General features: G+C 61.7%; 25 protein-coding genes. 12 read left to right on the top strand and 13 right to left on the bottom strand.

Annotation, left to right across the window (positions count from 1 at the left end; all coding sequences use genetic code 11):
- The first annotated feature begins 23 nt into the window (after nt 1-23).
- From BLU76_RS17045 to BLU76_RS17035, 3 genes are all read left to right on the top strand, one after another.
- Nucleotides 24-1,013, top strand: coding sequence for a 2-hydroxyacid dehydrogenase (locus BLU76_RS17045; protein ID WP_063324748.1), 990 nt, complete (start codon nt 24-26; stop codon nt 1,011-1,013).
- A 332-nt stretch (nt 1,014-1,345) separates the two neighbouring features.
- Entirely contained in the window at nt 1,346-1,780 is a 435-nt protein-coding gene (locus BLU76_RS17040; protein WP_092145280.1) for a hypothetical protein, read from the top strand.
- Nucleotides 1,780-2,184: an META domain-containing protein gene (locus tag BLU76_RS17035; protein ID WP_003204689.1), complete on the top strand. Its 405-nt coding sequence runs from the start codon at nt 1,780-1,782 to the stop codon at nt 2,182-2,184. The genes BLU76_RS17040 and BLU76_RS17035 overlap by 1 nt, the downstream gene beginning before the upstream one ends.
- A gap of 192 nt (nt 2,185-2,376) precedes the next feature.
- Here the strand turns inward: BLU76_RS17035 and BLU76_RS17030 are convergent, their stop codons facing one another.
- Nucleotides 2,377-2,844, bottom strand: a complete 468-nt coding sequence (locus BLU76_RS17030) for a TlpA disulfide reductase family protein (protein WP_063324746.1) — start codon at nt 2,842-2,844, stop codon at nt 2,377-2,379.
- A gap of 114 nt (nt 2,845-2,958) precedes the next feature.
- On the opposite strand from BLU76_RS17030, the gene arsC reads away from it, so the two are divergent.
- Genes arsC through BLU76_RS17015 form a run of 3 tightly spaced genes read left to right on the top strand, consistent with a single transcriptional unit; the run spans nt 2,959 to nt 4,332 of the window.
- A complete protein-coding gene (arsC, locus tag BLU76_RS17025) occupies nt 2,959-3,312 on the top strand; it encodes an arsenate reductase (glutaredoxin) (RefSeq protein WP_057448610.1) in 354 nt (117 codons plus the stop codon).
- On the top strand, nt 3,309-3,914 hold the full coding sequence (gene wrbA, locus BLU76_RS17020) for an NAD(P)H:quinone oxidoreductase (protein WP_092145278.1): 606 nt from the start codon (nt 3,309-3,311) through the stop codon (nt 3,912-3,914). The genes arsC and wrbA overlap by 4 nt, the downstream gene beginning before the upstream one ends.
- Complete coding sequence (locus BLU76_RS17015) at nt 3,907-4,332, top strand: DUF2069 domain-containing protein (protein WP_063324745.1); 426 nt, start codon at nt 3,907-3,909, stop codon at nt 4,330-4,332. Before wrbA ends, BLU76_RS17015 begins: the two co-directional genes overlap by 8 nt.
- An 87-nt stretch (nt 4,333-4,419) precedes the next feature.
- Here the strand turns inward: BLU76_RS17015 and BLU76_RS17010 are convergent, their stop codons facing one another.
- Nucleotides 4,420-5,094 (bottom strand): DNA-3-methyladenine glycosylase I, encoded by a 675-nt coding sequence (locus BLU76_RS17010; protein ID WP_063324744.1) that lies wholly within the window; start codon nt 5,092-5,094, stop codon nt 4,420-4,422.
- An 81-nt stretch (nt 5,095-5,175) separates the two neighbouring features.
- Nucleotides 5,176-6,000 carry a tRNA 2-thiocytidine(32) synthetase TtcA gene (gene ttcA / locus BLU76_RS17005; protein ID WP_063324743.1) on the bottom strand — a complete coding sequence of 275 codons (825 nt, stop codon included), beginning with the start codon at nt 5,998-6,000 and terminating at the stop codon, nt 5,176-5,178.
- Between the two features lie 416 nt (nt 6,001-6,416).
- Between ttcA and BLU76_RS17000 the strand changes: the two genes are divergently transcribed.
- Together BLU76_RS17000 and BLU76_RS16995 are read left to right on the top strand one after the other, a co-directional pair.
- Nucleotides 6,417-7,019 (top strand): Yip1 family protein, encoded by a 603-nt coding sequence (locus tag BLU76_RS17000; RefSeq protein ID WP_058542562.1) that lies wholly within the window; start codon nt 6,417-6,419, stop codon nt 7,017-7,019.
- 172 nt (nt 7,020-7,191) lie between these two features.
- Nucleotides 7,192-7,686 carry a SprT family zinc-dependent metalloprotease gene (locus BLU76_RS16995; RefSeq protein WP_003204703.1) on the top strand — a complete coding sequence of 165 codons (495 nt, stop codon included), beginning with the start codon at nt 7,192-7,194 and terminating at the stop codon, nt 7,684-7,686.
- A 115-nt stretch (nt 7,687-7,801) separates the two neighbouring features.
- On the opposite strand, the gene BLU76_RS16990 is transcribed toward BLU76_RS16995, so the two are convergent.
- Nucleotides 7,802-8,983, bottom strand: a complete 1,182-nt coding sequence (locus tag BLU76_RS16990; RefSeq protein WP_092145274.1) for a CaiB/BaiF CoA transferase family protein — start codon at nt 8,981-8,983, stop codon at nt 7,802-7,804.
- A gap of 304 nt (nt 8,984-9,287) precedes the next feature.
- Nucleotides 9,288-10,640 carry a dicarboxylate/amino acid:cation symporter gene (locus BLU76_RS16985; RefSeq protein WP_092223575.1) on the bottom strand — a complete coding sequence of 451 codons (1,353 nt, stop codon included), beginning with the start codon at nt 10,638-10,640 and terminating at the stop codon, nt 9,288-9,290.
- Nucleotides 10,641-10,973: 333 nt separating this feature from the next.
- Between BLU76_RS16985 and BLU76_RS16980 the strand changes: the two genes are divergently transcribed.
- Nucleotides 10,974-11,972, top strand: coding sequence for an AraC family transcriptional regulator (locus BLU76_RS16980; RefSeq protein WP_092145270.1), 999 nt, complete (start codon nt 10,974-10,976; stop codon nt 11,970-11,972).
- A gap of 163 nt (nt 11,973-12,135) precedes the next feature.
- On the opposite strand, the gene BLU76_RS16975 is transcribed toward BLU76_RS16980, so the two are convergent.
- The 3 genes from BLU76_RS16975 to BLU76_RS16965 all read right to left on the bottom strand — a co-directional run bounded on the left by BLU76_RS16975 (nt 12,136) and on the right by BLU76_RS16965 (nt 14,860).
- Nucleotides 12,136-13,482: an ATP-binding protein gene (locus BLU76_RS16975; protein ID WP_063324739.1), complete on the bottom strand. Its 1,347-nt coding sequence runs from the start codon at nt 13,480-13,482 to the stop codon at nt 12,136-12,138.
- Nucleotides 13,479-14,156, bottom strand: a complete 678-nt coding sequence (locus BLU76_RS16970; protein ID WP_014339772.1) for a response regulator — start codon at nt 14,154-14,156, stop codon at nt 13,479-13,481. Before BLU76_RS16970 ends, BLU76_RS16975 begins: the two co-directional genes overlap by 4 nt.
- Nucleotides 14,157-14,260: 104 nt before the next feature.
- Nucleotides 14,261-14,860, bottom strand: coding sequence for a hypothetical protein (locus tag BLU76_RS16965; protein WP_092145266.1), 600 nt, complete (start codon nt 14,858-14,860; stop codon nt 14,261-14,263).
- A 147-nt stretch (nt 14,861-15,007) separates the two neighbouring features.
- On the opposite strand from BLU76_RS16965, the gene BLU76_RS16960 reads away from it, so the two are divergent.
- Together BLU76_RS16960 and BLU76_RS16955 are read left to right on the top strand one after the other, a co-directional pair.
- On the top strand, nt 15,008-15,799 hold the full coding sequence (locus BLU76_RS16960; protein ID WP_092223573.1) for a dienelactone hydrolase family protein: 792 nt from the start codon (nt 15,008-15,010) through the stop codon (nt 15,797-15,799).
- 221 nt (nt 15,800-16,020) lie between these two features.
- The gene (locus BLU76_RS16955; protein WP_218190244.1) at nt 16,021-16,746 is read left to right on the top strand and encodes a 4'-phosphopantetheinyl transferase family protein; all 726 of its coding nucleotides are present in this window, start codon (nt 16,021-16,023) and stop codon (nt 16,744-16,746) included.
- Nucleotides 16,747-16,772: 26 nt separating this feature from the next.
- Here BLU76_RS16955 and BLU76_RS16950 read toward each other — a convergent pair whose 3' ends face one another.
- A complete protein-coding gene (locus tag BLU76_RS16950; RefSeq protein ID WP_063324735.1) occupies nt 16,773-18,383 on the bottom strand; it encodes an ATP-binding protein in 1,611 nt (536 codons plus the stop codon).
- Entirely contained in the window at nt 18,380-19,102 is a 723-nt protein-coding gene (locus tag BLU76_RS16945) for a response regulator (RefSeq protein WP_092145260.1), read from the bottom strand. The genes BLU76_RS16950 and BLU76_RS16945 overlap by 4 nt, the downstream gene beginning before the upstream one ends.
- Nucleotides 19,103-19,978: 876 nt before the next feature.
- Between BLU76_RS16945 and BLU76_RS16940 the strand changes: the two genes are divergently transcribed.
- Complete coding sequence (locus BLU76_RS16940; RefSeq protein ID WP_063324733.1) at nt 19,979-22,870, top strand: ribonucleoside-diphosphate reductase subunit alpha; 2,892 nt, start codon at nt 19,979-19,981, stop codon at nt 22,868-22,870.
- Nucleotides 22,871-23,232: 362 nt separating this feature from the next.
- Here the strand turns inward: BLU76_RS16940 and flgE are convergent, their stop codons facing one another.
- From flgE to flgC, 3 genes are read right to left on the bottom strand one after another with little or no spacing between them, the layout of a single operon-like run.
- Nucleotides 23,233-24,558: a flagellar hook protein FlgE gene (flgE, locus tag BLU76_RS16935; RefSeq protein WP_092145258.1), complete on the bottom strand. Its 1,326-nt coding sequence runs from the start codon at nt 24,556-24,558 to the stop codon at nt 23,233-23,235.
- 28 nt (nt 24,559-24,586) lie between these two features.
- Nucleotides 24,587-25,309 carry a flagellar hook assembly protein FlgD gene (gene flgD / locus BLU76_RS16930; protein WP_072346450.1) on the bottom strand — a complete coding sequence of 241 codons (723 nt, stop codon included), beginning with the start codon at nt 25,307-25,309 and terminating at the stop codon, nt 24,587-24,589.
- 15 nt (nt 25,310-25,324) lie between these two features.
- A complete protein-coding gene (gene flgC, locus BLU76_RS16925; protein WP_003204730.1) occupies nt 25,325-25,768 on the bottom strand; it encodes a flagellar basal body rod protein FlgC in 444 nt (147 codons plus the stop codon).

Genomic DNA, 25,768 nt, shown 5'->3' with positions numbered 1-25,768 from the left:
TATTCCAATGCCAGGAGGCCGCCATGCGCGTGATTTTTTTCAGCAGCCAGACCTACGACCGCGACAGTTTCACCAAGGCCCCGACGCCCGCAGGCCTTCAATTGCAATTCCAGCCCGCCCGCCTGAACCTCGACACCGTGGCCCTGGCCGAACGGCATGAAGTGGTGTGTGCCTTCATCAACGATGACCTCAGCGCCCCGGTGCTGGAGCAACTGGCCGAAGGCGGCACGCGGCTGATTGCCCTGCGCTCGGCCGGCTACAACCACGTCGACCTGCTCGCCGCCCAGCGCCTGGGCTTGAGCATCGTCCGGGTGCCGGCCTACTCGCCCCATGCCGTGGCCGAACATGCCGTGGCATTGATCATGGCCCTCAATCGCTGCCTGCACCGCGCTTACAACCGCACCCGGGACGGCAATTTCAGCCTTCATGGGCTGACCGGGTTCGATCTGGTGGGCAAGACCGTTGGCGTGATCGGCACCGGGCAGATCGGCGCGACGTTCGCACGGATCATGGCAGGCTTCGGCTGCCAGTTGCTGGCCTATGACCCCTACCCCAACCCGCAGGTCGAAGCCTTGGGCGCCCGCTACCTGCCCTTGGCCGAGCTGCTCGCGCAGGCGCAGATCATCAGCCTGCATTGCCCGCTCAATGAACAAAGCCGACACCTGATCAATGCCCAATCGCTTGCTGCGATGCAACGCGGCGCCATGCTGATCAATACCGGGCGTGGCGGCCTGGTGGACACACCGGCCTTGATCGAGGCGTTGAAAAGCGGCCAGCTGGGCTATCTGGGCCTGGATGTCTACGAGGAAGAAGCCCAGCTGTTTTTCAAGGACCGCTCCGACCTGCCCTTGCAGGACGACGTGCTGGCCCGGCTGTTGACCTTCCCCAACGTGATCGTCACCGCTCACCAGGCGTTCCTGACCCATGAAGCCTTGGCGGCGATTGCCATGACCACCCTGGACAACATCGCCGCCTGGGCAGCCGGCACGCCGCAAAACCTGGTGGATGGCTGATCCGCTCTAGCCAGCCCCCCCTGTAGGAGCTCGCTCACACAGGGACTTTGGTCGAGCTCCAATTTCGGCTTCACACAAACCCAATGTGGCGAGGGAGCTTGCTCCCGCTGGCCTGCGAAGCAGGCCTCTGCATTTTTTCAGCCGGACCGCATGATCCGGTTGGCGACTGCTGCGCAGCCGAGCGGGAGCAAGCTCCCTCGCCACGGGTTGTGGGTTGTCTGGGCTGACGCCATCGCGAGCTCGCACAGGGATGGAGTTTCGTCGGTCAGATCCCTTATGGAGCATCCAAAGCCATGCCCCGTGCTAGCATGTCGCGCCTATTTGGAGGACCCATGGCCGAACACGATTTCCGCTACACCCTGATGAATCCCCAGCACACCCTGACCGAAGTCCGCGCCCTGGCGCCAGGCCGCTACCAGGTCACCGGCAATGGCGGTTCGATCCAGGCCAACGATGTGTTGCTCGTCACGCTCAAGGGCAGCAAGGACTTGTCCATGCGCCTGACCGTGGACACCGTGCGGCACCTGCTCAAGCCCATGGGCCAATGGACCGCCATGACCACCGGCCCGGTGTTCGGTGAACTGGCGATCCACACCTGGCAGGTCAACTGCGACAGCTGCGCCAAGGAACTGAGCTTCGAATTCGCCGTCGATGCCAAGCTCGGCGTCAAGGCCGAAAAACCGGCCGCCTCCGCACGGATCGCCGAACTGGGCTGGATCACAGTGGGTGAAAAACACCTGTGCCCGAAATGCCAGGAAACCGCCTGATGAAACGTTTGGCCCTGTCCGCGTTGATCGGCATGAGCCTGATGGGCTGTGCCGCTGAACCTGTACAGCTGCAACATAACCGCAGCTACATCCTGGAGTGGATCGGTGAACGGCCATTGATGGACTACAGCCACCTGACCATCACCCTTGGGGATGACGGTCGCGCCTATGGCAATGGCGGCTGCAACCACTGGTTCGCGCCCTATACCCTGGAAGGCCACCGTTTGAGCTTCGGCAAGATCGGCAGCACGCGCAAACTCTGCGCCCCGGCGGTGATGGAGCAAGAAACGCGCTTCTTGCAGGCCTTGGAAAAGGTCGAGCGCTGGGACATCTCGCCCATCGAGCAAATACGCTTCTGGCCGGCCCAGGGCAAGCCGCTGCGGTGGTGGTTGGAAGAGGGCTGAGGCCTCCAGACACACCCGGTTGGACCAGGGACATGGTTAACCCTGTGGCGAGGGAGCTTGCTCCCGCTGGGCTGCGAAGCGGCCCCCGGATGCACCTGTCACTTTGATGTTTCAGGCGGAATGCAGGGGCCTGCTGCGCAGTCCAGCGGGAGCAAGCTCCCTCGCCACACAAGCCCTCAGCCATGACAGGGGTTATTTGAACGCCTGCAACGCTTCAAGCTTGGCCATCACCCCCGCCGCCGTCTGCTCCCCCAGCAACTGCTCGCGCACCTTGCCCTTGTTGTCGATGATGTACGTCACCGGTAGCCCTTCGCTGCGAGGAAGGTCGAAGATCTCGGCCGGATCCCGGGCCAGCACCGTGAAGCGAATCCCCATCTTGTCGCTGGCGCTCTTGAGTTCTTCGCCCTGCACCTGGTCGAAGTTGACCCCGAATACACCGACGTTGCGCCCCTTGAGCTGTTCGGCCAAGGCATTGAATTCCGGGATTTCGGTACGGCATGGCGCGCACCATTCGGCCCAGTAGTTGAGCACCACCCATTGTTTGTCCAGCCGCTGCGAGGCAATTGCCTGGCCGTTCTGGTCCACGCCGTAGTCGTTCCCGCAGCCGGCGAGCAACAAAATGCCGATAAATGTCAGTGCCGCCGTCAATCGCCTTGCCATGTGCCAATCCTTGTCTGAATGTGAACGCTGCTGCGACCCGTCGCCTCTCTCAGGTGCTAGGGGCTTCGCGGCACAGTAGAATAGCCGCCACCTTACGCAAGATGCGACCCACTCATGACCGATCTGACGCTTTATCACAACCCGCGCTGCTCGAAATCCCGCGGTGCGCTGGAACTGTTGGAGGCCCGTGGCCTGACGCCCACCGTGGTCCGCTACCTGGAAACCCCGCTCGACGCCGCGCACCTGGAGCGTCTGCTGGGCAAGCTCGGCATCACCGCCCGGCAATTGCTGCGCACCGGCGAGGACGAGTACAAAGACTTGAACCTGGCCGACGAAAGCCTGAGCCAGGCCCAGTTGATCGCAGCCATCGCCGCCCACCCGAAACTCATGGAACGGCCGATTCTGGAAGCCGGGGAAAAGGCCGTGATCGGCCGTCCGCCGGAGAAGATCCTGGAGATCCTGCCGTGACCACGCCGTACATCCTGGTGTTGTATTACAGCCGCAGTGGCGCCACCAACGAAATGGCCCGGCAGATCGCCCGTGGTGTCGAGCAGGCCGGGCTGGAAGCCAGGTTGCGTACGGTGCCGGCCATTTCCGCCGAGTGCGAAGCGGTTTCGCCAGACATCCCTGAACAAGGCCCGCTCTACGCCAGCCTCGATGACCTGAAGAACTGCGCTGGCCTGGCCTTGGGCAGCCCGACCCGTTTCGGCAACATGGCCGCGCCGCTCAAGTACTTTCTCGACGGCACCAGCAACCTGTGGCTGACCGGCGCGCTGGTGGGCAAACCGGCCGGAGTGTTCACCTCCACCGCGAGCCTGCACGGTGGCCAGGAAACCACCCTGCTGTCGATGATGCTGCCACTGCTGCACCACGGCATGCTGATCACCGGCCTGCCCTACAGCGAATCGGCCCTGATCGACACCCTGGGCGGTGGCACGCCCTACGGCCCGAGCCATCACGCCGGGGCCGACGGTAAAAGCGGCTTGAACGAACATGAGGTTGCCCTGTGCCGCGCCCTGGGTTTGCGCCTGGCGAAAACCGCCCTGTTGCTGGAGAACGGCCGTGGCTAAGAAGCCGAAGATCCTGCCTTCCATCCAATGGCTCGAACCGCGCGTACGCCTGGCTCGCGTTCTCAGCCTGCTGTGCTTTTTCGGCCTGGTGGGGTTGCTCAGCGCCTATTACCTGCTGATCGCCGACCTGCACGGCGCGCGGCCCTGGGTGATTCTGCTGATCGAACTGGTGCCGCTGCTGATACTCGCGCCCGGCATGCTCAGCGGCAGCGCCCGTGGACACTCATGGATGTGCTTCGTGGTGAACCTGTACTTCATCAAGGGCGCACTGGCAGCCTATGACCCGAACCGTCAGCTGTTCGGTGTGCTGGAAATGGCGGCGAGCGTGGCGGTGTTCTGCTCGGCGTTGTTGTATGTGCGGTGGCGGTTTCAGTTGAATCGACGGTTGGCGGGCGAGGGAGATGTCTCCGTCGCCTGATACACCGCTATCGCGAGCAAGCTCGCACACAGGGTGCCATCGAGTCCCTGTGGGAGCGAGCTTGCTCGCGATGGCCGCAACGCGGTCTCAATGATTCACAGTATACGCCAGCATCATCGATATCTGGCTCATGGGCCTTCCCCCGCTCTCTTCATGCCACTGGTTGAAGGCATTCTGCACCGTCGCCAGGTCCCGCTGGCTGGTGGGGACTTTGTCGATGATGTCCTGGGCATTGAGCGCGGCCACCACGTCATAACTGGGCACGAAGGTGTCCTTGCCCATCATCCGCAAAAAGCGCGGCGCCGACAGGCCGCCCAGTTGATGGCCGCGTTTTTTCAGGTACGTCCACAGGCCGACGATGTCGGTCACTGGCCAGTCGGCGACCAGTGCGGCGAAGCTGCCCTTTTCGTGGGCCACGTCCAATATCAGTTGCGCGTTGCGCGGTACGCTCTTGAGCTTGCCCAGATGGCGGATGATCCGCGCGTCCTGCATCAACCGCTCCAGGTGCTCGGCGCTCATCAGCACGACTTTCTCCGGATCGAACTTGAAGAACACCTCTTCGAACGCCGGCCACTTGGCGTCCACCAGGCTGTGCTTGAGCCCGGCGCGGAACACCCGCAGCGCCATGGTCGAAAGGTAGCGGTCGTCGCCGATCTTGCGCAGTTGCGCCGGGGTCTTGGGAACCGGCAGGTGGGCTTCCAGTTCAGCCGCCGAACCGAAGCGGTTCAGACAATACTCGTGCAGCCACTTGTAATCGCGCATGCCCTCTCCTGGGGTCGGAAATGAAAACGGCGCCAGTGGCCCTTATAGCCATTGGCGCCGTGAATAGAGCGGTTGGCGCCGTCAGAGGTTCACCACGTTGACGAACCGCGGCGTGGCGTTTTCGTCGATGCGCAGGTTGGTGAAGTCGAACAGGTTGCGGTCCGCCAGTTGCGACGGAATGACGTTCTGCAAGCCGCGGAAAATGCTCTCGGTACGGCCCGGCGTCTTGCGCTCCCACTCCTGGAGCATTTCCTTGACCACCTGACGTTGCAGGTTTTCCTGGGAGCCGCACAGGTTGCAGGGGATGATCGGGAATTGCTTGAAATCCGAATAGGCCTGGATGTCTTTCTCGCTGCAATAGGCCAATGGCCGGATCACCACGTTGCGCCCGTCATCGGCTCGCAGCTTGGGCGGCATGGCCTTGAGCGAGCCGTTGTAGAACATGTTCAGGAAAAAGGTCTCGACGATGTCGTCGCGATGGTGCCCCAGGGCCATCTTGGTTGCGCCGATCTCGTCGGCGAAGGTGTAGAGCGTTCCGCGCCGCAGGCGTGAGCACAGCGAACAGGTGGTCTTGCCTTCGGGAATCAGTTCCTTGACCACCGAATAGGTGTCTTTCTCGACGATGTGATATTCCACACCCAGCGATTCAAGGTAGGCCGGCAGCACATGCTCGGGGAACCCGGGCTGCTTCTGGTCCATGTTTACCGCGACGATGTCGAACTTGATCGGCGCAACCTTCTGCAGATGCATCAGCACATCGAGCAAGGTGTAGCTGTCCTTGCCGCCGGACAGGCAGACCATGACCTTGTCACCGTCCTCGATCATGTTGAAATCGGCGACCGCCTCACCGGCCAGGCGGCGCAGGCGCTTTTGCAGTTTGTTCTGGTTGACCGTAAGAGTGCCCATGACGCGAAATCCGTGAGGTGTGACGAAAGGGCGGCATTTTACGCAAAAAACCTCCCGTATGGCACCGCCCCCCTGTGGCGAGGGAGCTTGCTCCCGCTGGGGTGCGAAGCAGCCCCGAAAATGTATGTATCACCGCGGTGCCGGACAGAACGCAGGGGCCTGCCGCGCAGTCCAGCGGGAGCAAGCTCCCTCGCCACATGAATCTCTTCGCCTGAGAATTACGCATACAGATCAAGCCGCGATTAACCTGCTCCTTTACAGCGCGATTTGCTCTAAGCCCCCCATCCCCCTTGGGGTGACTCCTTTCTATACTGCGACATAAGGTCGCACACACTTACAGACCTTTACTTACCCGGCCATTTGGCCCGTAGGCGCTCCGTTGGGGGGCGATGGCAATAACAAAGGAGTGACTGACTATGATCCATCATGTCGTGGGGCTCTTTACCCACCCTGATCAAGAATGGAAAGAAATCCGTGGCGATCAGGAGGAAAGCATCAGCCACATGTACCTCACCCATACGCTGATCCTGGCGGCCATTCCCGCGGTATCGGCGTTCATCGGCACCACGCAGGTGGGATGGGTCATCGGCAATCGTGCACCGGTCATGCTCACCCAGGAAAGTGCGCTGTGGATGACCGTCATGTCGTACCTGGCCATGTTGGGCGGTGTGGCAGTGATGGGCGCCTTCATCCACTGGATGGCCCGAACCTATGACGCCAACCCGAGCCTGGCCCGTTGCGTCGCGTTCGCCACCTACACCGCGACACCGTTGTTCATCGGCGGCCTGGCGGCGCTCTACCCGCACATGTGGCTGGGGATGATCGTCGGCACGGCGGCGATCTGCTACACGGTCTACCTGCTGTATGTGGGCTTGCCGACGTTCATGAACATTCCCCAGGACGAAGGTTTTCTGTTTTCCAGTTCGGTGCTCGCCGTAGGCCTGGTGGTGCTGGTAGCCATCATGGCGTTCACGGTGATTGTCTGGGGGCTCGGCGTCGGCCCGGTCTATACCAATTGAAGGATTGAAACGGTCCCAACAGTACCCTCCAATAAAAACAGGATCTGCCGACACAGGCCGCCGCAAGGCGGCCTTCCTGTGTTTGAGCCGCTCGACACGACCGCTGGGCGCCTGGACGATTCGCAACGGCCGACGCTTGCGGCATACTCGGGCTTCTGGAGACCCGTAAAGCATGCTCGAGCAACTCAATACCCGCGTCGAAGAGTGTTACCAACAAGCCGAATCCTTTTTCAAACGTCCTTTCAAACGCCCGGTGGTCAGCTTCAAATTGCGCGGCCAGAAGGCCGGCGTTGCGCACCTGCATGAGAATCTGCTTCGCTTCAATCCACAGTTGTACCGGGAAAACGCCGAAGACTTCCTCAAGCAGACCGTCGCCCATGAAGTCGCGCACCTGATCGCCCATCAACTGTTTGGCGAACGCATCCAGCCCCATGGCGAAGAATGGCAACTGATCATGCGTGGGGTGTACGAACTGCCGCCCAACCGCTGCCACACCTACGAAATCAAACGCCGCAGCGTGACCCGCTACATCTACAAATGCCCCTGCGACGGCAGCGACTTCCCGTTCTCGGCCCAGCGCCACAGCCTGGTGCGCCAGGGGCGGCGGTATTTGTGCCGAAGCTGTCGCAATACCTTGGTGTTCAGTGGAGAAACCCGGGTGGAATAGCAGGCTTTTGTGGTGTCTGGGCTGGCCCCTTCGCGAGCAAGCCCCCACATTGGATCTTCGGCGCTAACAAATCCCTGTGGGAGCGGGCTTGCCCGCGAAGAGGCCCTAAAGGGCACTACAAAATCACCTTGGCATCCCGCAATTGAGCGATCCGCTGCGCACTGAACCCCAACTCCCCCAACACCTGATCCGTATGCGCCCCCAATCCCGCGCCAATATGCCGAGGCTCAGGCAACCCTCCGGAAAATCTCAACGGACAAGCCATCTGCGCCTGGCTTGAACCATCGCCCCGGGGCACCTGTGTCACCAGCGCCCGAGCCTGTAACTGCGGATGCCGAACAGCTTCCTCCAGGCTCAGGACCGGCTCGACGCAGGCATCGATCCCGGCAAACAGGCTGCACAGCTCGGCAAAATCGCGTTTTTCAAACTCGGCTTGCAGCGCCTGCTTAAGAGCGTGCTGTTGTTCAGGCTTGGGCGACAACCCGAGGGCCGCCAGTTCCGGCCGTCCCAAAGCCTCGCACAACGCCTGCATGAACACCGGTTCCAGGCTACCCACCGACATCCAGCGACCATCGCGGGTGCGGTAATAGTCATAGAAGCTGCCGCCGTTGAGCATCTGTTTTTCCCGCCCCGGCTCGACACCGCAGGCCAGGTAACCGGCACCGGCCATGGCGTTGAGGCTGAACACACAGTCAGTCATGCTCACGTCAAGATGCTGCCCCTGACCGGTTTGCTGGCGGGCGATGACCGCCGCCAACAGCCCGATCACCCCATGCAACGAACCTCCGGCGATGTCCGCCGCCTGGATCCCCAGCGGCAACGGACCGCTGTCGGCGCGGCCGGTGTGGCTGGCCAGCCCCGCCAGGGCCAGGTAATTGATGTCGTGACCGGCGCGGTCCTTGTAGGGCCCGGTCTGGCCGTAGCCGGTGATCGACACATAGATCAGCCGCGGATTGATGGCTTTCAAGGCTTCGTATCCCAGGCCCAACCGCTCCATCACGCCGGGGCGGAACTGTTCCAGCAGGATGTCGTAGTCCTCCAGCAATTGCGTGACCACCGCCAACGCTTCCGGTTGTTTGAGGTCCAGGGCCAGGCTGCGTTTGTTACGGTTGAGGTAGGCGTGGCTGGCCGAGGTGCCCTGATCATGGGGCGGCAGCACCCGCAGCAGGTCCTGGCGAGTCGGCGACTCGATGCGCAACACCTCGGCCCCCATGTCTGCCAGCAACAGCGAGGCAAACGGGCCGGGCAGCAGGGTCGAGAAATCCAGAACCTTGAGCGATGCCAGTGGGCCTTGCATAGCGATCTCCGGTGGGTGATGGCTAAAGACTAGGCAGGGGTTGGTGGTAGGGCAATCACCGCAGGTGCCAGTCTGGATGACCATTGCGCTCAGCGTGAGAGCTCTTGTGGCGAGGGAGCTTGCTCCCGCTGGGCTGCGCAGCAGCCCCCCCGCCATTTGTCTGAGGCACCGCGGTGGCAGATACATCTTAGGGTCGCTTCGCAACCCAGCGGGAGCAAGCTCCCTCGCCACAGAAGCCTCCTCGACGGAAGAGTTCTTCCAATAAAAAACCCGCCGAAGCGGGTTTTTCATTACAGCCTGAAGTTTACTTCACAGTGACTGGAGCAGAGGACTCAGCCGCTGCAATCTGCGCCGCCGCGATCTGCTCGTCATCTTCACGGACATCGGCGATACCACGACCACCGGAAGCCAGCTCGGTCTGCAACTGGTCTTCGTCCAGTTCCTTGACCCACTTGGCAACCACGATCGTGGCAACGGCGTTGCCCACCAGGTTGGTCAGGGCGCGAGCTTCGGACATGAAGCGGTCGATACCCAGAATCAGTGCCAGACCGGCCACCGGCAAGGTGCCCACGGCCGACAGGGTGGCCGCCAGCACGATGAAGCCGCTACCGGTTACGCCAGCCGCACCTTTGGACGACAGCAGCAGCACCAACAGCAGGGTGATCTGGTGAGTCAGGTCCATCGGGGTATCGGTGGCCTGGGCGATGAACACCGCGGCCATGGTCAGGTAGATCGAGGTACCGTCGAGGTTGAACGAGTAGCCAGTCGGGATGACCAGGCCTACGACCGACTTCTTGGCACCCAGGCGCTCCATCTTGATCAGCATGCGTGGCAGGGCCGATTCCGACGAGGAAGTGCCCAGCACGATCAGCAGTTCTTCACGGATGTAGCGGATCAGCTTGACGACGCTGAAGCCGTGGGCGCGGCAGATGGCGCCCAGTACTACCAGCACGAACACCACGCAGGTGATATAGAAGCAGATCATCAGCTGGCCCAGTTGCACCAGCGAACCGACACCGTAGGCGCCGATGGTGAAGGCCATGGCACCGAACGCACCGATCGGCGCCAGCTTCATGATCATGTTGATGATGATGAACATCACATGGGCGAAGCGATCGATGAAGTCCAGTACCGGCTTGCCGTAGGCACCCAGGCGATGCAGGGCGAAGCCGAAGAGCACCGAGAACATCAGTACTTGCAGGATGTCGCCGTTGGCGAACGCGCCGACGATGGTGTTCGGGATCACGTTGAGAATGAAGGCAATGATGCTCTGGTCTTTACTGGCGCTGATGAAACCGGCGATCTTGCTGGTGTCCAGAGTCGATACGTCAATGTGCATGCCGGCGCCCGGCTGCACGACGTTGACCACCACCAGACCGATCAGCAGGGCGATGGTGGAGACAATTTCAAAGTACAGCAGCGCATAGCCGCCGGTCTTGCCGACCGATTTCATGTTCTGCATACCGCCGATGCCGCTGACGACGGTACAGAAAATGATGGGGGCGATGACCATTTTGATCAGTTTGATGAACCCGTCACCGAACGGCTTGAGGGCAACACCAGTCTGCGGGTAGAAGTGGCCGAGCAAAATGCCGATGGCAATGGCTACGATCACTTGGAAATACAAGGATTTGTACAGTGGCTGACGAGTCGTCATGGCAAACCTTCCTCAAGAGTCCCGTTTGACGACTTCCACCTGTCGTCCACGGCACCTCAATTGCGAACCCTCCTGCACTGGAGGGATTTGTTTTTTGTCGGCTGCACGCGGCAGACCTGTGTGCTGTATCGCAAGGCTCGTGCCATTTTTCAGAAAACCCCTACAAACGCTGTCGCAGAAGGGTTCTGGAATTATTCACGAGTTAAACACGGCCGTGGAATGTGGCGGATTTCCGCCCACGGGGTGTTTATCACTCCGGGATTTGGCGGATATCCGCCTTGTCGGGCCGCAGTGCCCTGCTACCATCGCCCGCTTAACGGACGGATTCCAGCCATGCGCCAACGCACGATCGCCAGCCACTTCGCCCGCGCAGCCTTGGGCGGCGCGCGCCGGCAAGGCTTCGACTATGTTCCTGTGCTGCAACAGCTGGGCATCAGCCCAGAGCTGTTGGATGAGCCGCGCGCGCGGATTGCGCCCGAGCAGTTCGCGCGCCTGTTGCAGGCGCTGTGGCTGGCATTGGGGGACGAATACCTGGGATTCGGTAGGGCTGCGAGTAAACCCGGGACGTTTGCCATGATGTGTCACGCGTTGATCCACTGTCGGACCCTGGGCAAGGCCCTTCAACGCGGCTTGCTGTTCTACAGCCTGTTCCCCGACGCGCCGAGCCTGACCCTGGAAGCCGAAGGCGAGCGAGTGCGGCTGGTGCTGGACGATTCGACGCTGTGGGACCCGGATCATTTTCTGACTGAAAGCTTGCTGGTAGTCTGGCATCGTCTGGCCAGTTGGCTGATCGGCCAGCGTATCGGCCTGGAACAGGCGACTTTCGGCTACACCAAACCCGCCCACGGTGCCGAATACGACTTACTTTTTTCCTGTCCGCTGGTGTTCGAAGCGCGCAGCAGCAGCCTGTTGTTCCACAGCCGTTACCTGGACATGCCACTGCTGCAGGACGAACGCACCCTCAAGCATTTCCTCGAACGCTCCCCCGCCGACCTGCTGTCGCGCCCGGACGATGGCCATAGCCTGAGCAGCCAACTGCGCCGCCTGCTCAGCCGCGACACCGCCCGCTGGCCCGACCTGGACACCGTCGCCGGCCATCTGCACATCAGCCCGCAGACCTTGCGCCGGCATTTGCGTGAAGAAGGCACCAGCTTCCAGGAACTCAAGGATCAGCTGCGGCGGGATATCGCCATCTACCACTTGGGGCGTGCGGACCTGTCGTTGCAGCAGATTGCCGAGCAGTTGGGTTTCTCAGAGCCATCGGCGTTTCACCGGGCGTTCAAGAAGTGGACGGGGCTGACGCCGGGGGCTTATCGGGAGCAGGAGAATTGAGTGGTGACATCCAAATCCTGTGGGGAGCCCGCCGGCCCCTGTGGCGAGGGAGCTTGCTCCCGCTGGGCTGCGAAGCGGCCCCAAGAACTTGCGAGCGCTGCGCACTCGAGCGGGAGCAAGCTCCCTCGCCACAAAGGCCGGCAACCCCACCGAAGTATTCCAGTCAAACCACCGGAAAATGAATCCGGAACGCCGCCCCGCCCAGCTCTGAATCCCCCAGGGTCAACTTGGCGCCGTAGCTCTCGATGATGTCTTCCACCACCGCCAGTCCGATCCCCTGCCCCGGATGCTGGCGATCCAGTCGCTCGCCCCGCTGGAGAATCCGCGCACGTTGATCCGGTGGCACGCCCGGCCCGTCGTCCTCGACACTCAACTCCGTACCGCCAAGGGTCTGGTGCACGCTGACGCGCACCTCGCCCAGGCACAGCCGATAGGCGTTTTCCAGCAGGTTGCCGAGCATCTCCAGCAAGGCGCCCTGTTCGATCGGCACCTGGCAGTGCTCCGGCAGATCGAAACTGACATTGACTCGTTTGTCGCGATAGACCTTGTCCAGGGTGTCACACAGGCTTTGCAACACCGGGCGCAAGCGTACCTGATGGCGCACCAGCCCGCTTTTGCGCAGGCTGGCGCGCTGCAACTGGTAGCCGATCTGCTGGCTCATGCGCTCGATCTGGGTTTGCAGCACCCAAGCCTGTCCACGGTCCTCCGGGCGTCGGGCCATGTCCTCGCTGACGCCCTGCAACACCGCCAACGGGGTCTTCAAGCTGTGGGCCAGGTCATCGAGGGAATCGCGATAACGGCTGCGTTGCTCCCGCTCGCTGTACAGCAGGCGGTTGAGGGAGCCGGTCAGGCGCAACAGTTCCCGGGGATGCTCGGTACTGAGGCTTTCCCGGGCCCCGCTTTCGATTTCGTCCAGTTCCTGGCTCAGGCGCCGCAGCGCCCGAAGGCCCCAGGTCAGGCCGATCCACAACAGCGCCAGCAACACCAACAGGGCCGCGCCAAAGCCCAGGTAGAGATTGTCCCGCAGCCCCTGCAACGTCACTTCATAGTCGCGCACCGGTTGCAAGGTAACGATGCTGAACGCCGCGCTCTGGCCGCCGAGCAGCTTGATCTCGACGTCATAGACAAAAAACTCCTGGCCGTCGTTCTCGCGAATGCGCGCGAACTGGTTGCCCTGGCCGTCATAGCGTGGCGTGTAATTGATGTTTTCTTCCTGGGTCGCCTTGGATCGCCAGACCAACCGCCCCTCGCGATCGTAGATGTAGCCCAGCAGGCGGGCATCGGCGAGGTTGAAGCGCTCATCGGGCAACTGCGCCGGCATCCTCAAGCGGTTGTTTTCCACTCGGGCGGCGGAAATCAGCGTGGTCACGTCCGAAGCCAGGCGTTGCTCGATGGATTCCTGCAGCGCCAGGCTGAACGCGCCTTGCATGGCCGGCAACAAGGCCAGCATGAACAGCACCGCCAGGGTCATGGCGGCCAGCATCAACCGCAGGCGAAGCGAACGAATCACTGGCAGCGCTCGTTGAACAGGTAGCCCAGGCCGCGCACGGTATCGATCGGCTTGAAGCCCGCCGGCGCTTCCAGCTTACGGCGCAGGCGCCCGACCAGCACTTCGATGACATTGGGATCACGCTCGTCGTCATCGGGGTAAAGCTGCTCCATCAAGCGGTCCTTGGCCACCACCTGCTGGTGATGGCGCATGAGGTATTCGAGGATGCGGTACTCGTAAGCAGTCAGCGCCAGTGGCTCCTCATCGAGGGACGCCTGCTTGCGGTTGAGGTCGAGCAGCAACGGACCGGCGACGATGGTCGATTGGGTAAAACCACTGGAGCGGCGCAACAGGGCGTTCAGCCGGGCCTCCAGCTCTTCGAACTGAAACGGCTTGACCACGTAGTCGTCGGCGCCGGCGGCCAGGCCTTCGACCTTGTCCTGCCAGTTGCCGCGGGCGGTGAGGATCAGGATCGGAAACGTCTTGTCCTGCGAGCGCAGCCGGCGGATCAGCTCCAGCCCGCTGATGCCCGGCAAGCCCAGGTCGATCACCGCCAGGTCATGGTTGAATTCCCGAACCTGGTACAAGGCCTCTTCGGCATTGGCCACGGCCTGCACCACATGGCCGCTGTCGGTGAGACGGGTTTGCAGGTGGTGACGCAACAGCGCTTCGTCTTCGACGACCAGTAATTTCATGGAGCCTCTCCCAGGCAAATCAAACAATCCAGTGCGGCGCACTTCAACGAAAGGCGCCGGATCGTCTTCGACCGATCCGGCTGGATACGCTCACCATCAACCGCTTAGAACGTGTAGTTGGCGGACAGGTAGGTCTGGGCGCTGCTGGTCAGGTCCAACGAGCCAACCTTATCGCCACCGTGCGGGCTCATCTCGGTGCTGGCGTTGCTGCGCAGGTAACGGTAACCCAGTTCAACCGAGGTGTTCTGCGAAATTTGTTGCAGCACGCCCCCTTGCAAGCCCACTGCGTAGCCAATGTCGCTGTCGCGGCTGAAGCCGGGAGAATCCTGGGTCAGCTTGGTCAGGCCCGCCGTGCCGCCACCGAACAGCTTGGTGCTGCTGGTGACCGGATAGAACACATCGTAGCTGCCCAGCAGGTTTTCCTGGCGCAGCTTGATGCCGTTGTGGGTGCCCGAGACGTTGTCGTAGGTGGCGTAGTAGCGGCCCTGGTCGTTTTGCTTGCCCAGTCGCAGGCCATACGTGGTGTCCTTGCCGATGACGCCGTCGGCGTTCGGGTTGTTCAGGGCGCTGTCCAAGGCGCTGGATTTCTTCACCTTGTCGCTGGTCTGGCCGAGGGTCAGGCTGGCGAAGTTGTCATCGGCGTGGGCCAGGGCGCTGGCGCCCAGCACGGTGAAAGCCAACAGCAGTTTTTTCATAGCAGTCATGATCAAGTTCCTTTGCAACGTGGGTGAACTGTGAAGTCGCCGTCACCTTAACCAGCGATACCTGAACCCCCCTTGAACGTTCTCTGAACCTTCGCTGAATGAATCGGCTAGAGTGTCCTGTCTCAGCACTTTTTAAGGAGATCCATCATGCGCAGGCTGCTTGCTGTTGTACTTCTGGCCATTAGCGGCGTGAGCCAAGCCGCCATCCAGACCCAGGAGCTCCCCTACACCAGTGCCGACGGCACCAAGCTGATCGGCTATTACGCGTATGACGACACCGTCAAGGGCCCGCGCCCGGGCGTGGTGGTGGTGCATGAATGGTGGGGGTTGAACGACTACGCCAAGCGCCGTGCCCGTGACCTCGCCGGCCTGGGCTATAGCGCCCTGGCCATCGACATGTACGGCGACGGCAAGAACACCGAGCACCCCAAGGACGCCATGGCCTTCATGCAGGCGGCGCTCAAGGACGGCAAGGCCGCCAGCGCACGCTTCCAGGCGGGGTTGGACCTGCTGAAGAAACAACCCCAGACCGATCCGGACAAACTCGCTGCCATCGGCTACTGCTTCGGCGGCAAGGTGGTACTCGATGCGGCGCGCCAGGGTGTGCCGCTGGCCGGCGTGGTGAGCTTCCACGGTGCGCTGGTGACCAACACCCCGGCAACACCTGGCAGCGTCAAGGCCAAGGTGCTGGTCGAGCATGGCGCCCTGGACAGCATGGTCACCCAGGACAACGTCACCGCGTTCAAGAGCGAGATGGACAAGGCCGGCGCCGACTATAAATTCGTCAGCCTCGACGGCGCCAAACACGGCTTCAGCAACCCCGATGCCGACCGTTTGAGCCACGGCGAACATGGCGGGCCGGACATTGGCTACAACAAGGAAGCCGATGAGAAGTCGTGGGCGGATATGCAGAAGTTCTTCAAGAAAGTTTTTGACTGACGCATAACCCTGTGGCGAGGGAGCTTGCTCCCGCTGGGCTGCGCAGCAGCCCCAACAGCAGCGACGCGTTCAATCTGATACTCCGAGCTGTCAGATTCAGGACTGCTTCGCAGCCCAGCGGGAGCAAGCTCCCTCGCCACAGAAGCTTCTTTTCCACTCACTTGCGCCACTCAGGCTTGCCCCACTACCCAGCCTCCCGTCAACCCGGCAAAATGCCGGGCATGAAGACACTCCCCACCCTGCCCGCCTGTTGCTCGCCTCTGGATGAACACTGGCTTTTGCCTGATGCGCTGCCCGATACGGTGCTGCTGAGCACCCGCTTCGACCCGTTGCTGCTGGTAGGCACCGACTTCCCCGACAGCGCCATCGAACCACCGGCGAGCATCCAGCGATCGGTGGCCAAGCGTCAGGCTGAATTCCTGGCCGGGCGGATCTGCGCCCGGGCGGCATTGCAGCGACTCGACGGCCTGGCCTGCGTGCCGACCATCGGTGAAGACCGCGCCCCCGTGTGGCCGGCCCATGTCAGCGGCTCGATCACCCACAGCACGGGCCGGGCCGCGGCCATCGTTGCGAAAAAAGACCGCTGGCAAGGCTTGGGCATGGACGTGGAAAACCTGCTCGACCCCGAGCGCGCCGAGCGCCTGGCCGGTGAAATCCTCACCTCGCCGGAGCTGCTGCGCATGGCAACGCTTGCGCATGACGACCGCGCCTTGCTGGTCACCCTGACCTTTTCAGTGAAGGAAAGCTTGTTCAAGGCGCTGTATCCCATCGTCAGGCAGCGCTTTTATTTCGAGCATGCCGAAGTGCTGGAATGGACACACGACGGACAGGTGCGACTGCGGTTGCTGACGGACCTGTCGGCCGAGTGGCGTCATGGCAGCGAACTGCAGGCGCAGTTCGGGGTGAAGGATGGGCAGCTATTGAGCCTGGTGGGGATCAAAGCCTGAGAGTTGTGGGTTTGGGAGCCCACCTATCAAGACCTGTCCTGATGCCTCGGCCAACTCAAACTGAAGCAAGCCCCGCCCAGGCTCTTGCTCTTGCCGATCAACGCCCGACCGTCATGCCAGTGGATAATCCGTCGCACGATCGACAGCCCCAGCCCATGGCCGCCCGACGCCCGGGCGCGGCTGTCATCCAGGCGCAGGAAGGGCTTGAAGATCCGCTCCCATGCCGCCTCCGGCACACCAGGCCCGTCGTCCTCCACATCCACCCGACAGCGCAACTGGCCCACCTGATAGCTGACGGTGACCCGGGAACTGGCGTGACGCATGGCGTTGCCCACCAGGTTCTGCAGGGCCCGATGCAGAAAGCGTGGCTCGGCCTCGACCCAGGCGCCGTCGCAATCGACGGCCGACAGGCATAGACCGCGCTCGACCGTGATCCCGGCCCGCAACGGCCCCAATTCATCGATCACTTGATTGACCAGCGCATCCAGGTCCACCCGCTGGAAGTTCAGGGCCGGTGAACCCTGTTCCAGCCGCGCATAGGTGAGCATTTCGTCCACCAGCCGATCCAGGTCTTCGATGTCGTGGTCCATGCCCGCCAGGTATTTGTCCCGGGCCTGGGGCGTGGTGGCGCTGCCGAGCATTTCCAGGCCGAAGCGCAGGCGCGCCACCGGGGTACGCAATTCGTGGGACACCGCCCGCACCAGCTCGCGCTGGATGGCCAACAATTGCTGCAAGTGCTCGGCCATGCCGTTGAACGCAGCGGCCAGCCGCCCCACCGAGTCGGCACCTCGGGCCGGTACCCGGGTTTCCAGGCTGCCCTGGGCGATCTGGGTGGCGGCCGACTCCAGGCCGCGCAAGCGCCGCTCCAACTGGCGCACCAACAGGTAGACGATCAAGCCGATCAGGCTCAAGCCCAGCGCCGCGATCAGCACCAGCCATTGCGGCGGATAAGGGTTCATCTGGTACAGCGGACCAATCTCCAGCACCCACGGCGTGCCGACCATGCCGGCGAAGACCCGGATGGAGTCGCCGCCCTTGCCCAACGCCATCACCGTATCGCCCTCGGACACACGACGGCGCTGGTCTTCATCCATGTCCGCCTGCTCGGCGGTCATGAGTCGCAGATCGAAACCAAAACCTTTTTCCTGCGCCAGTTGCGCCAGCCGCTTGGGTTGTTCGGCCACCGGGGAACGCACCAGCTCGTCGGCCAACAGATAGATGGTCGCGCGGGCCAGTTGTTCGCTGATCTGCTGGACTTCCCCCACCAACATCAGTTGCTCGCCATCGCTGACCAGCCGATAGACTTTGGCCGCATGGGGTCCGGTCTGCTCCACCAATGCCTGGCCACGCAGCACGCGGGTGCGCTGGCCGAGGTCGAGGTCGGTCTGGGCAAAGGTCTGCAACGCCAGGGGAATGCCCAGCAGGCGCTCCCATACCAGCAACGCCCGCCGCCGCTCGGTGTCGTTCATCGGCCGCAGGTTGTCGGCCATCAACGAAAACGTACCGTGGGCCAGGCGCTCGCGGTATTGCTCGCTGCGGGTCTGGTTGAGCAGGTGCAGGGCCAGTACGCCGAGGACCGCCACCAGCACCAGTGCGGCACACATGCCGCCATAAATACGCAGGAAGATCGAGTTCACGGTGTCGGGTCTACGCAGGCTTCAGGAACGAACAGGTAGCCTTTGCTGCGAATGGTCTTGATCAGCCGTGGATGGTCCGGGTCATCGCCGATCTTGGGGCGGATACGCGAAATGCGCACGTCGATGGAACGGTCCTGGCCGTCATAACCGATGCCGCGCAAAGCGGTGAAGATTTCTTCCCGGGACAGGATGCGCCCGGCATTGGACACCAGCAGCCACAGCAGGTCGAATTCGGCGCTGGTCAGCTCGATACCGTTGCCCTGCAACCAGGCTTCGCGCAGGGCGTCGTCGACCACCAGCGGGCCGAATTGCAGGCGTCGCTGCTTCTGCGCGACGCTCGGCTCCGGTTCGCTGCGCCGCAGCAGGGCCTGGATACGCGCCAAGAGCAAACGCGGGCGAACCGGCTTGCAGACATAATCATCGGCGCCCAGGTCCAGGCCCTGGATCTGATCGGTGTCGTCGGTGCGGGCGGTGAGCATGAGGATCGGCCCGTCATAATGCCCGCGCACCTTGCGACAGATGCTCAGGCCGTCTTCGCCGGGCAGCATCAGGTCGAGGACCACCAGGTCCGGCTGCTCGGCAATGATCCGCGCCGCCGCCACCGCGCCGTCGCCTTCGATGGCGACACGCAACCCGTTGCTTTCGAGGTACTCCCGGGTCAGCTCGGCCAGACGCTGGTCATCCTCGACGATCAATACCTGCCAGGCTTCTTGTTCCATGGGGGGCCTCGTTTTGTTATGAAAATAAAGGACCGGATGGCCACAACCCTTGCAGAAGGATCACTACCCCGTGGCGAGGGAGCTTGCTCCCGCTGGGCTGCGAAGCGGCCCCTGTTTTTTGCGATTGCTGCGCAATCGAGCGGGAGCAATCTCTGGCCACAACAGTGTTCATTCCAGAGATTCGAATACAGCCTCCTCTTTTTGTCATATCAAAGGAGGATAAACATGCCAGCACACCGGTCGATTGTATAAACGTCGCCCCCCTAGAAAACAAGCGGACAAATGCGTTCGGTCGAAGCAGGTTTTATGTGGTAACGTCCGCGCCCGCAAAAAACCATCGGGCAGTTTTCAGACCGTTGAAACCGATGAAAAAAGGTCCACTCCAGCTAGGTCGCGGCCTACAGAGCAGTTCCACGTTTCGCACACAAATTACGCACAGGCTTATCCACAGGTAGCACGTTGCATACCCCCCAAAAACGCATTATCTTGTAGCCCGCCGCGCAAAAAACCCTACATGTAGGGTTTCAGGCCAAAAACCAAACACAAGTCGGGCAGAGAATTCAAGCGCTTTTCTTGCTTCTGTCCAGCTGAAACACCGTATTTCCCCAAGCCCAGACCGCCCCTGCGGATGGCAACTGTTTCAAGGTCGAAAACGACCGAAACGGTACGGGTGTTGCAGTCAATTGCTGCCACCCCGGCAACCCGGTTTCGAGCCCCGCTCGCAACCTGAGAACTTCGGATGGAAGCGGCATTAAACGCCTGCTTCCTACTGTCCCGAAGTTGTTATGCCCGGCGCCAGTCGGTTGTAGTGCTTCAGGACGGAACGGTGGGCACCGTGATGGTGCCCAAACAAACATAGAGAACGTGGAGACACCCATGCACACCGACACAACTCGCGAGAACCCGCAGGGCACCGCGCCGCTGGCCGCCGATTCGAACCCGGATCTGTCCGCCACCGCGCCGGGCCAACTGCGTGTGATCAAGCGTAACGGCACTGTCGTTCCTTACACCGATGACAAGATCACCGTCGCCATCACCAAAGCGTTCCTCGCAGTTGAAGGTGGCACCGCTGCCGCTTCGTCGCGAATCCACGACACCGTAGCCCGCCTGACCGAACAGGTCACCGCGACCTTCAAGCGTCGCATGCCCTCGGGCGGCACCATCCACATCGAAGAAATCCAGGACCAGGTCGAACTGGCCCTGATGCGTGCCGGCGAGCAGAAAGTGGCGCGCGACTACGTGATCTACCGTGACTCCCGCGCCAAGGAACGTGCGACCCGCTCCCCGGCCGACGCACCGGTCCAGGCCCACCCTTCGATCCGCATCGCCCGCGCCGACGGCAGCCTGGCGCCGCTGGACATGGGCCGCCTGAACACCATCGTCACCGAGGCCTGCGAAGGCCTGGAAGAAGTCGATGGCGACCTGATCCAGCGCGAAACCCTGAAGAACCTCTATGACGGCGTTGCACTCAAGGACGTCAACACGGCCCTGGTGATGACCGCGCGGACCCTGGTGGAACGCGAGCCGAACTACTCCTTCGTGACCGCCCGCCTGCTGATGGACACCCTGCGTGCCGAAGGCCTGAGCTTCCTGGAAGTCGCCGAGAGCGCGACCCACCACGAAATGGTCGACCTGTACGCCAAGGCGCTGCCAGCTTATGTTGCCAAGGGTATCGAGTTCGAATTGCTGAACCCGGTCCTGGCCGAATTCGATCTGGAAAAACTCGGCAAGGCGATCAACCACGAGCGCGACCAGCAGTTCACCTACCTGGGCCTGCAAACCCTGTATGACCGTTACTTCATCCACAAGGATGGCGTGCGTTTCGAACTGCCACAGATCTTCTTCATGCGCGTGGCCATGGGCCTGGCGATCGAAGAGAAGCAGCGCGAAGACCGTGCGATCGAGTTCTACAACCTGTTGTCGTCCTTCGACTACATGGCCTCGACCCCGACCCTGTTCAACGCCGGTACCCTGCGTCCACAGCTGTCGAGCTGCTACCTGACCACCGTTCCGGATGACCTGTCGGGCATCTACGGCGCGATCCACGACAACGCCATGCTGTCGAAATTCGCCGGTGGCCTGGGCAACGACTGGACCCCGGTTCGCGCATTGGGCTCGTACATCAAGGGCACCAACGGCAAATCCCAGGGCGTGGTGCCGTTCCTCAAAGTGGTCAACGACACCGCCGTGGCGGTCAACCAGGGCGGCAAGCGCAAGGGCGCGGTCTGTGCCTACCTGGAAACCTGGCACATGGACATCGAAGAGTTCATCGAGCTGCGCAAGAACACCGGTGATGACCGTCGTCGTACCCACGACATGAACACCGCCAACTGGATCCCTGACCTGTTCATGAAGCGTGTCTTCGATGACGGCAAGTGGACCCTGTTCTCGCCGTCCGAAGTACCGGACCTGCACGACCTGACCGGCAAGGCTTTCGAAGAGCGCTACGAGTACTACGAAGCCCTGACCGAGTACAACAAGATCAAGCTGTTCAAAGTCGTCCAGGCCAAAGACCTGTGGCGCAAGATGCTGTCGATGCTGTTCGAAACCGGCCACCCATGGCTGACCTTCAAGGACCCGTGCAACCTGCGCAGCCCGCAGCAGCACGTGGGCGTGGTCCACAGCTCGAACCTGTGCACCGAGATCACCCTGAACACCAACAAGGATGAGATCGCGGTCTGCAACCTGGGCTCGATCAACCTGCCGAACCACATCGTCGACGGCAAGCTGGACACCGCCAAGCTGCAACGCACCGTGAACACTGCCGTGCGCATGCTCGACAACGTGATCGACATCAACTACTACTCGGTGCCACAGGCGAAGAACTCCAACTTCAAGCACCGTCCGGTCGGCCTGGGCATCATGGGCTTCCAGGACGCACTGTACCTGCAGCACATCCCGTACGGTTCCGATGCCGCGGTCGAATTCGCCGACAAGTCCATGGAAGCGGTCAGCTACTACGCAATCCAGGCTTCCTGCGACCTGGCCGACGAGCGTGGCGCCTACGAGACGTTCCAGGGTTCGCTGTGGTCCCAGGGCATTCTGCCGCTGGACTCGCAACAGATCCTGATCGCCCAGCGCGGCCAGAAATACATCGACGTTGACCTGAACGAATCCCTGGACTGGGCACCGGTTCGCGCCCGTGTGCAGAAAGGCATCCGTAACTCCAACATCATGGCCATCGCACCGACCGCCACCATCGCCAACATCACCGGCGTGTCGCAGTCGATCGAACCGACCTACCAGAACCTGTATGTGAAATCGAACCTGTCGGGCGAGTTCACCGTGATCAACCCGTACCTGGTTCGCGACCTCAAGGCCCGCGGCCTCTGGGACTCGGTCATGATCAACGACCTGAAGTACTACGACGGTTCGGTGCAGCAGATCGAACGCATCCCGCAAGAGCTCAAAGCCCTCTACGCCACCGCGTTCGAAGTGGACACCAAGTGGATCGTCGACGCCGCCAGCCGTCGCCAGAAGTGGATCGACCAGGCTCAATCGCTGAACCTGTACATCGCCGGTGCTTCGGGCAAGAAGCTGGACGTGACCTACCGCATGGCTTGGTACCGTGGTCTGAAAACCACTTACTACCTCCGTGCCCTGGCCGCGACCAGCACCGAGAAGTCGACCATCAACACCGGCAAGCTGAACGCTGTTTCCAGCGGCGGCAACCACGGTGACGATTCGGTCCTGGCGGCTCCAGCAGGCCCTGCGCCAGTGCCAAAGGCCTGCGCGATCGACGAGCCGGATTGCGAAGCTTGCCAATAAGCTGAGTGGGTGGGCGTGTAAAGGCGCCGACTGAAGAAGCCTCCGATAGACCGCTGGTTTATCGGGGGTTTTCTTTTGCCTTGGAAACGACGTCGCCTGGGCTGCCCTCATCCATATTCAGGGTGACATTCATTGTGGCGAGGGGATTTATCCCCGCTGGGGCGCGGAGCGGCCCTGAATGCCAGCGACCCGGTGGGTCAGGCAGGTCGTATTGACAGCTTGTGGAGGGGGCTGCTGCGCAGCCCAGCGGGGATAGATCCCCTCGCCACAAAGGGAAACCTGGCATGAGGACGGGCTCTAGCGGGCATGAAAAAGCCCCTCTTGCGAGGGGCTCCGTGTGCAGCGTCAAGCAACCATCGACATCAAGCCATCTGGATGATGGTCTGCATGATGGTGCTCTGGGTGGAGATGGTCTTGGCGTTCGCCTGGTAGTTGCTCTGGGCCTTGATCAGCTCGACCAGTTCGTTGGTCAGGTTGACGTTGGACTCTTCCAGGGAGTTGGAGACGATCGAGCCCAAAGTGCCGGTTTCCGGGGCATCGTAGCCCGGGATGCCCGAGGCGAAGGTTTCTTTCCAGCTGGTGCCGCCTACCGGCTGCAGGCCTTGCTCGTTGGTGAAGCTGGCGAGTGCGAGCTGGCCGATCGGCTTGGTCTGGTTGTTGCTGAAGTTGGCCAGCAATACGCCGCTGCCGTCGATGGTCAGGTTGGTGATCTGGCCGGTGGCGTAGCCGTTCTGGGCTGGAATCGAGCGGGCGGTGTCGGCGTTGAATTGGGTGGTGTTGGCCATGGAGATCGTAATAGTCGACGAGCCCGCGCCATTAGCAGTCCATGTACCATTAGTCACAGTGCCTGGGACCCAGCCAACCAGATTCAGATCATTGCTGATGGTTGGCGCAGGTGTCGGAACAGTCGGCGGAACGGTCGGCGGAACCGGAGTGCTGACCTGGGTTAGTCTGCCGTTCGAGTCGAACGTCATTGTGGAAGGAACCGGAGCGTTCGGAGCAACCGGCGCGCTGCCATTGAGGTTACGACCATCGATCAAGGTATAGACGTTCCAGGTATTACCGGCAGTCTTGACCATGTACTGGTCCATGGAGTGCTGGTTGCCCTGGGTATCATAGACCGGGGTAGTGAATTGCTTGGTGAATGTGGCCGTGTCGGTCGGGTTGAACGCAACGGTGATCGGCGTCGCCGTGGAGTTCAGGTTGATCGTCGAAGAAACCAGGCTGGTGGCTTGCGGCGGCAGGTTCGAAGTGTCGATGCGCAGGTCGGTCAGGATCCCGTTCTGGATCTTGCCGTTGGCATCCACGCCATAGCCTTGCAGGCGCGAAGTGCCGTCACTGTTGGTGATGTAGCCTTCCTTGTCGGTCTTGAAGGTACCGGCACGGGTGTAGCTCAGGGAGCCGTCGTTGCTCAGGACAAAGAAGCCCTGGCCCTGGATACCCATGTCCAGCACGTTGCCGGTGTTGTTGACATCCCCCTGGCCGAACTGCTGGGAAACGTTGGCCAGGCGCACGCCGTTGCCGACGGTCTTGCTGCCCGAACCCAGCTTGGTGGCCGAGTAGACGTCTTCGAATTCCGCGCGGGACGATTTGAAACCGGTGGTCGCCACGTTGGCGATGTTGTTGCCGGTCACGTCCAGCTGTTTGTTGGCTGCATAGAGACCGCTAAGGCCGATGTTAAAAGACATGTTGACTCCTTTTGCCGGTTAGTCGGCTCTACATACCAATAGTTTGTACTTTGGACAGGGCAATGCTGCCCAGCCCGGCCAGGTTGAGCATCAGCTCACCGCCCGTCTGGCTGATCGTCACGCTGCTGACCGTGGCCGGCAGGTTGGTGATCAACGACGTGGCCTTGCCGTCGATGGTGGTCGAGGCCGCGAAGGTGTAAGTGCCCGATTCAACGACCGTGCCCGCATCGTTCTTGCCGTCCCAGATGAACGCGGAATTGCCGGCGTTCTGGCTGCCCAAGTCGATGGTGCGAACGGTCTTGCCGTCCTTGTCCACGATCTTGACCGCGACGGAGGACACCGAGGTTGGCACCACCACCGTACCGTTGAGGCTCTTGGAGGTATCGACCACAGCCTTGTCGCCTGGAGCAATGACCGAGCGACCGACCAGTGACGAGGCCTGCAGGGCCTGGGACGAGTTGTAGTTGCCGGCGATGCCGCTGACGGTCTCGTTGAGGGTGGTGATGCCTTCCAGGCTGCTGAACTGCGCCAATTGGGCCACGAACTCACCGTTGTCCTGGGGCTCCAGCGGGTTCTGGTTCTTCAGCTGGGTAACGAGCAGTTGCAGGAACGCATCCTTGCCCAGTTCCTTCTTGCCGGTCGCCGCACCTGTCATTGCCCCGAGGGTATCGGAGGTGTTGTTGGTCTTGACCGAGGAATTGGCCAGAATCTCGTTCAGGCTCAAACCGCTGGTAGTGTTGGTAACGCTCATGTGACTCGCCCCTTATCACTGACCGAGGGTCAGGACCTTCTGCATCATGGTTTTGGCGGTGTTCATCATTTCGGCGTTGGTCTGGAACGAACGACTGGCGGAAATCATGTCGGCCATTTCTTCGACAACGTTGACGTTCGGGTAGTAGACATAACCCTTGGCATCAGCGGCCGGATGGTTCGGCTCATAACGGGCTTCGAGGTTGCTCTGGTCTTCGACCACGCCAAGCACCTGTACGCCCTGCCCGGCCGCGTCCTGCTCCTGGAACAGCGAGTCGCTGCCGCCGGACTGGCCGCCCTGGAACATGGTGGCGAATACCGGGTGGCGGGCGCGGTAGGTCTGGTCGATGCTCGACGAAACGGTCTCGGCGTTGGCGATGTTACTGGCGACGGTGTTCAGGCGAGTGGTCTGGGCACTCATGGCACTGCCGGCAATGTTGAATACGCTAGCAATCGACAT

Origin of the sequence: Pseudomonas sp. NFACC08-1, from assembly GCF_900106735.1 — a bacterium.
Taxonomy (GTDB): Bacteria; Pseudomonadota; Gammaproteobacteria; order Pseudomonadales; family Pseudomonadaceae; genus Aquipseudomonas; species Aquipseudomonas fluorescens_Q.
The sequence above is the reverse complement of the archived record's forward strand: the minus strand, read 5'-3'. Positions and strand labels throughout refer to the sequence as shown.

Excerpts from the sequence above, each read along its gene's own strand:
- BLU76_RS17045 (WP_063324748.1), top strand. The coding sequence starts at position 24 with ATGCGCGTGATTTTTTTCAGCAGCCAGACCTACGACCGCGACAGTTTC.
- BLU76_RS17040 (WP_092145280.1), top strand. The coding sequence starts at position 1,346 with ATGGCCGAACACGATTTCCGCTACACCCTGATGAATCCCCAGCACACC.
- BLU76_RS17035 (WP_003204689.1), top strand. The coding sequence starts at position 1,780 with ATGAAACGTTTGGCCCTGTCCGCGTTGATCGGCATGAGCCTGATGGGC.
- BLU76_RS17030 (WP_063324746.1), bottom strand. The coding sequence starts at position 2,844 with ATGGCAAGGCGATTGACGGCGGCACTGACATTTATCGGCATTTTGTTG.
- arsC (WP_057448610.1), top strand. The coding sequence starts at position 2,959 with ATGACCGATCTGACGCTTTATCACAACCCGCGCTGCTCGAAATCCCGC.
- BLU76_RS17010 (WP_063324744.1), bottom strand. The coding sequence starts at position 5,094 with ATGCGCGATTACAAGTGGCTGCACGAGTATTGTCTGAACCGCTTCGGT.
- ttcA (WP_063324743.1), bottom strand. The coding sequence starts at position 6,000 with ATGGGCACTCTTACGGTCAACCAGAACAAACTGCAAAAGCGCCTGCGC.
- BLU76_RS17000 (WP_058542562.1), top strand. The coding sequence starts at position 6,417 with ATGATCCATCATGTCGTGGGGCTCTTTACCCACCCTGATCAAGAATGG.
- BLU76_RS16995 (WP_003204703.1), top strand. The coding sequence starts at position 7,192 with ATGCTCGAGCAACTCAATACCCGCGTCGAAGAGTGTTACCAACAAGCC.
- BLU76_RS16990 (WP_092145274.1), bottom strand. The coding sequence starts at position 8,983 with ATGCAAGGCCCACTGGCATCGCTCAAGGTTCTGGATTTCTCGACCCTG.
- BLU76_RS16985 (WP_092223575.1), bottom strand. The coding sequence starts at position 10,640 with ATGACGACTCGTCAGCCACTGTACAAATCCTTGTATTTCCAAGTGATC.
- BLU76_RS16980 (WP_092145270.1), top strand. The coding sequence starts at position 10,974 with ATGCGCCAACGCACGATCGCCAGCCACTTCGCCCGCGCAGCCTTGGGC.
- BLU76_RS16970 (WP_014339772.1), bottom strand. The coding sequence starts at position 14,156 with ATGAAATTACTGGTCGTCGAAGACGAAGCGCTGTTGCGTCACCACCTG.
- BLU76_RS16965 (WP_092145266.1), bottom strand. The coding sequence starts at position 14,860 with ATGACTGCTATGAAAAAACTGCTGTTGGCTTTCACCGTGCTGGGCGCC.
- BLU76_RS16960 (WP_092223573.1), top strand. The coding sequence starts at position 15,008 with ATGCGCAGGCTGCTTGCTGTTGTACTTCTGGCCATTAGCGGCGTGAGC.
- BLU76_RS16955 (WP_218190244.1), top strand. The coding sequence starts at position 16,021 with ATGAAGACACTCCCCACCCTGCCCGCCTGTTGCTCGCCTCTGGATGAA.
- BLU76_RS16945 (WP_092145260.1), bottom strand. The coding sequence starts at position 19,102 with ATGGAACAAGAAGCCTGGCAGGTATTGATCGTCGAGGATGACCAGCGT.
- BLU76_RS16940 (WP_063324733.1), top strand. The coding sequence starts at position 19,979 with ATGCACACCGACACAACTCGCGAGAACCCGCAGGGCACCGCGCCGCTG.
- flgE (WP_092145258.1), bottom strand. The coding sequence starts at position 24,558 with ATGTCTTTTAACATCGGCCTTAGCGGTCTCTATGCAGCCAACAAACAG.
- flgD (WP_072346450.1), bottom strand. The coding sequence starts at position 25,309 with ATGAGCGTTACCAACACTACCAGCGGTTTGAGCCTGAACGAGATTCTG.
- flgC (WP_003204730.1), bottom strand. The coding sequence starts at position 25,768 with ATGTCGATTGCTAGCGTATTCAACATTGCCGGCAGTGCCATGAGTGCC.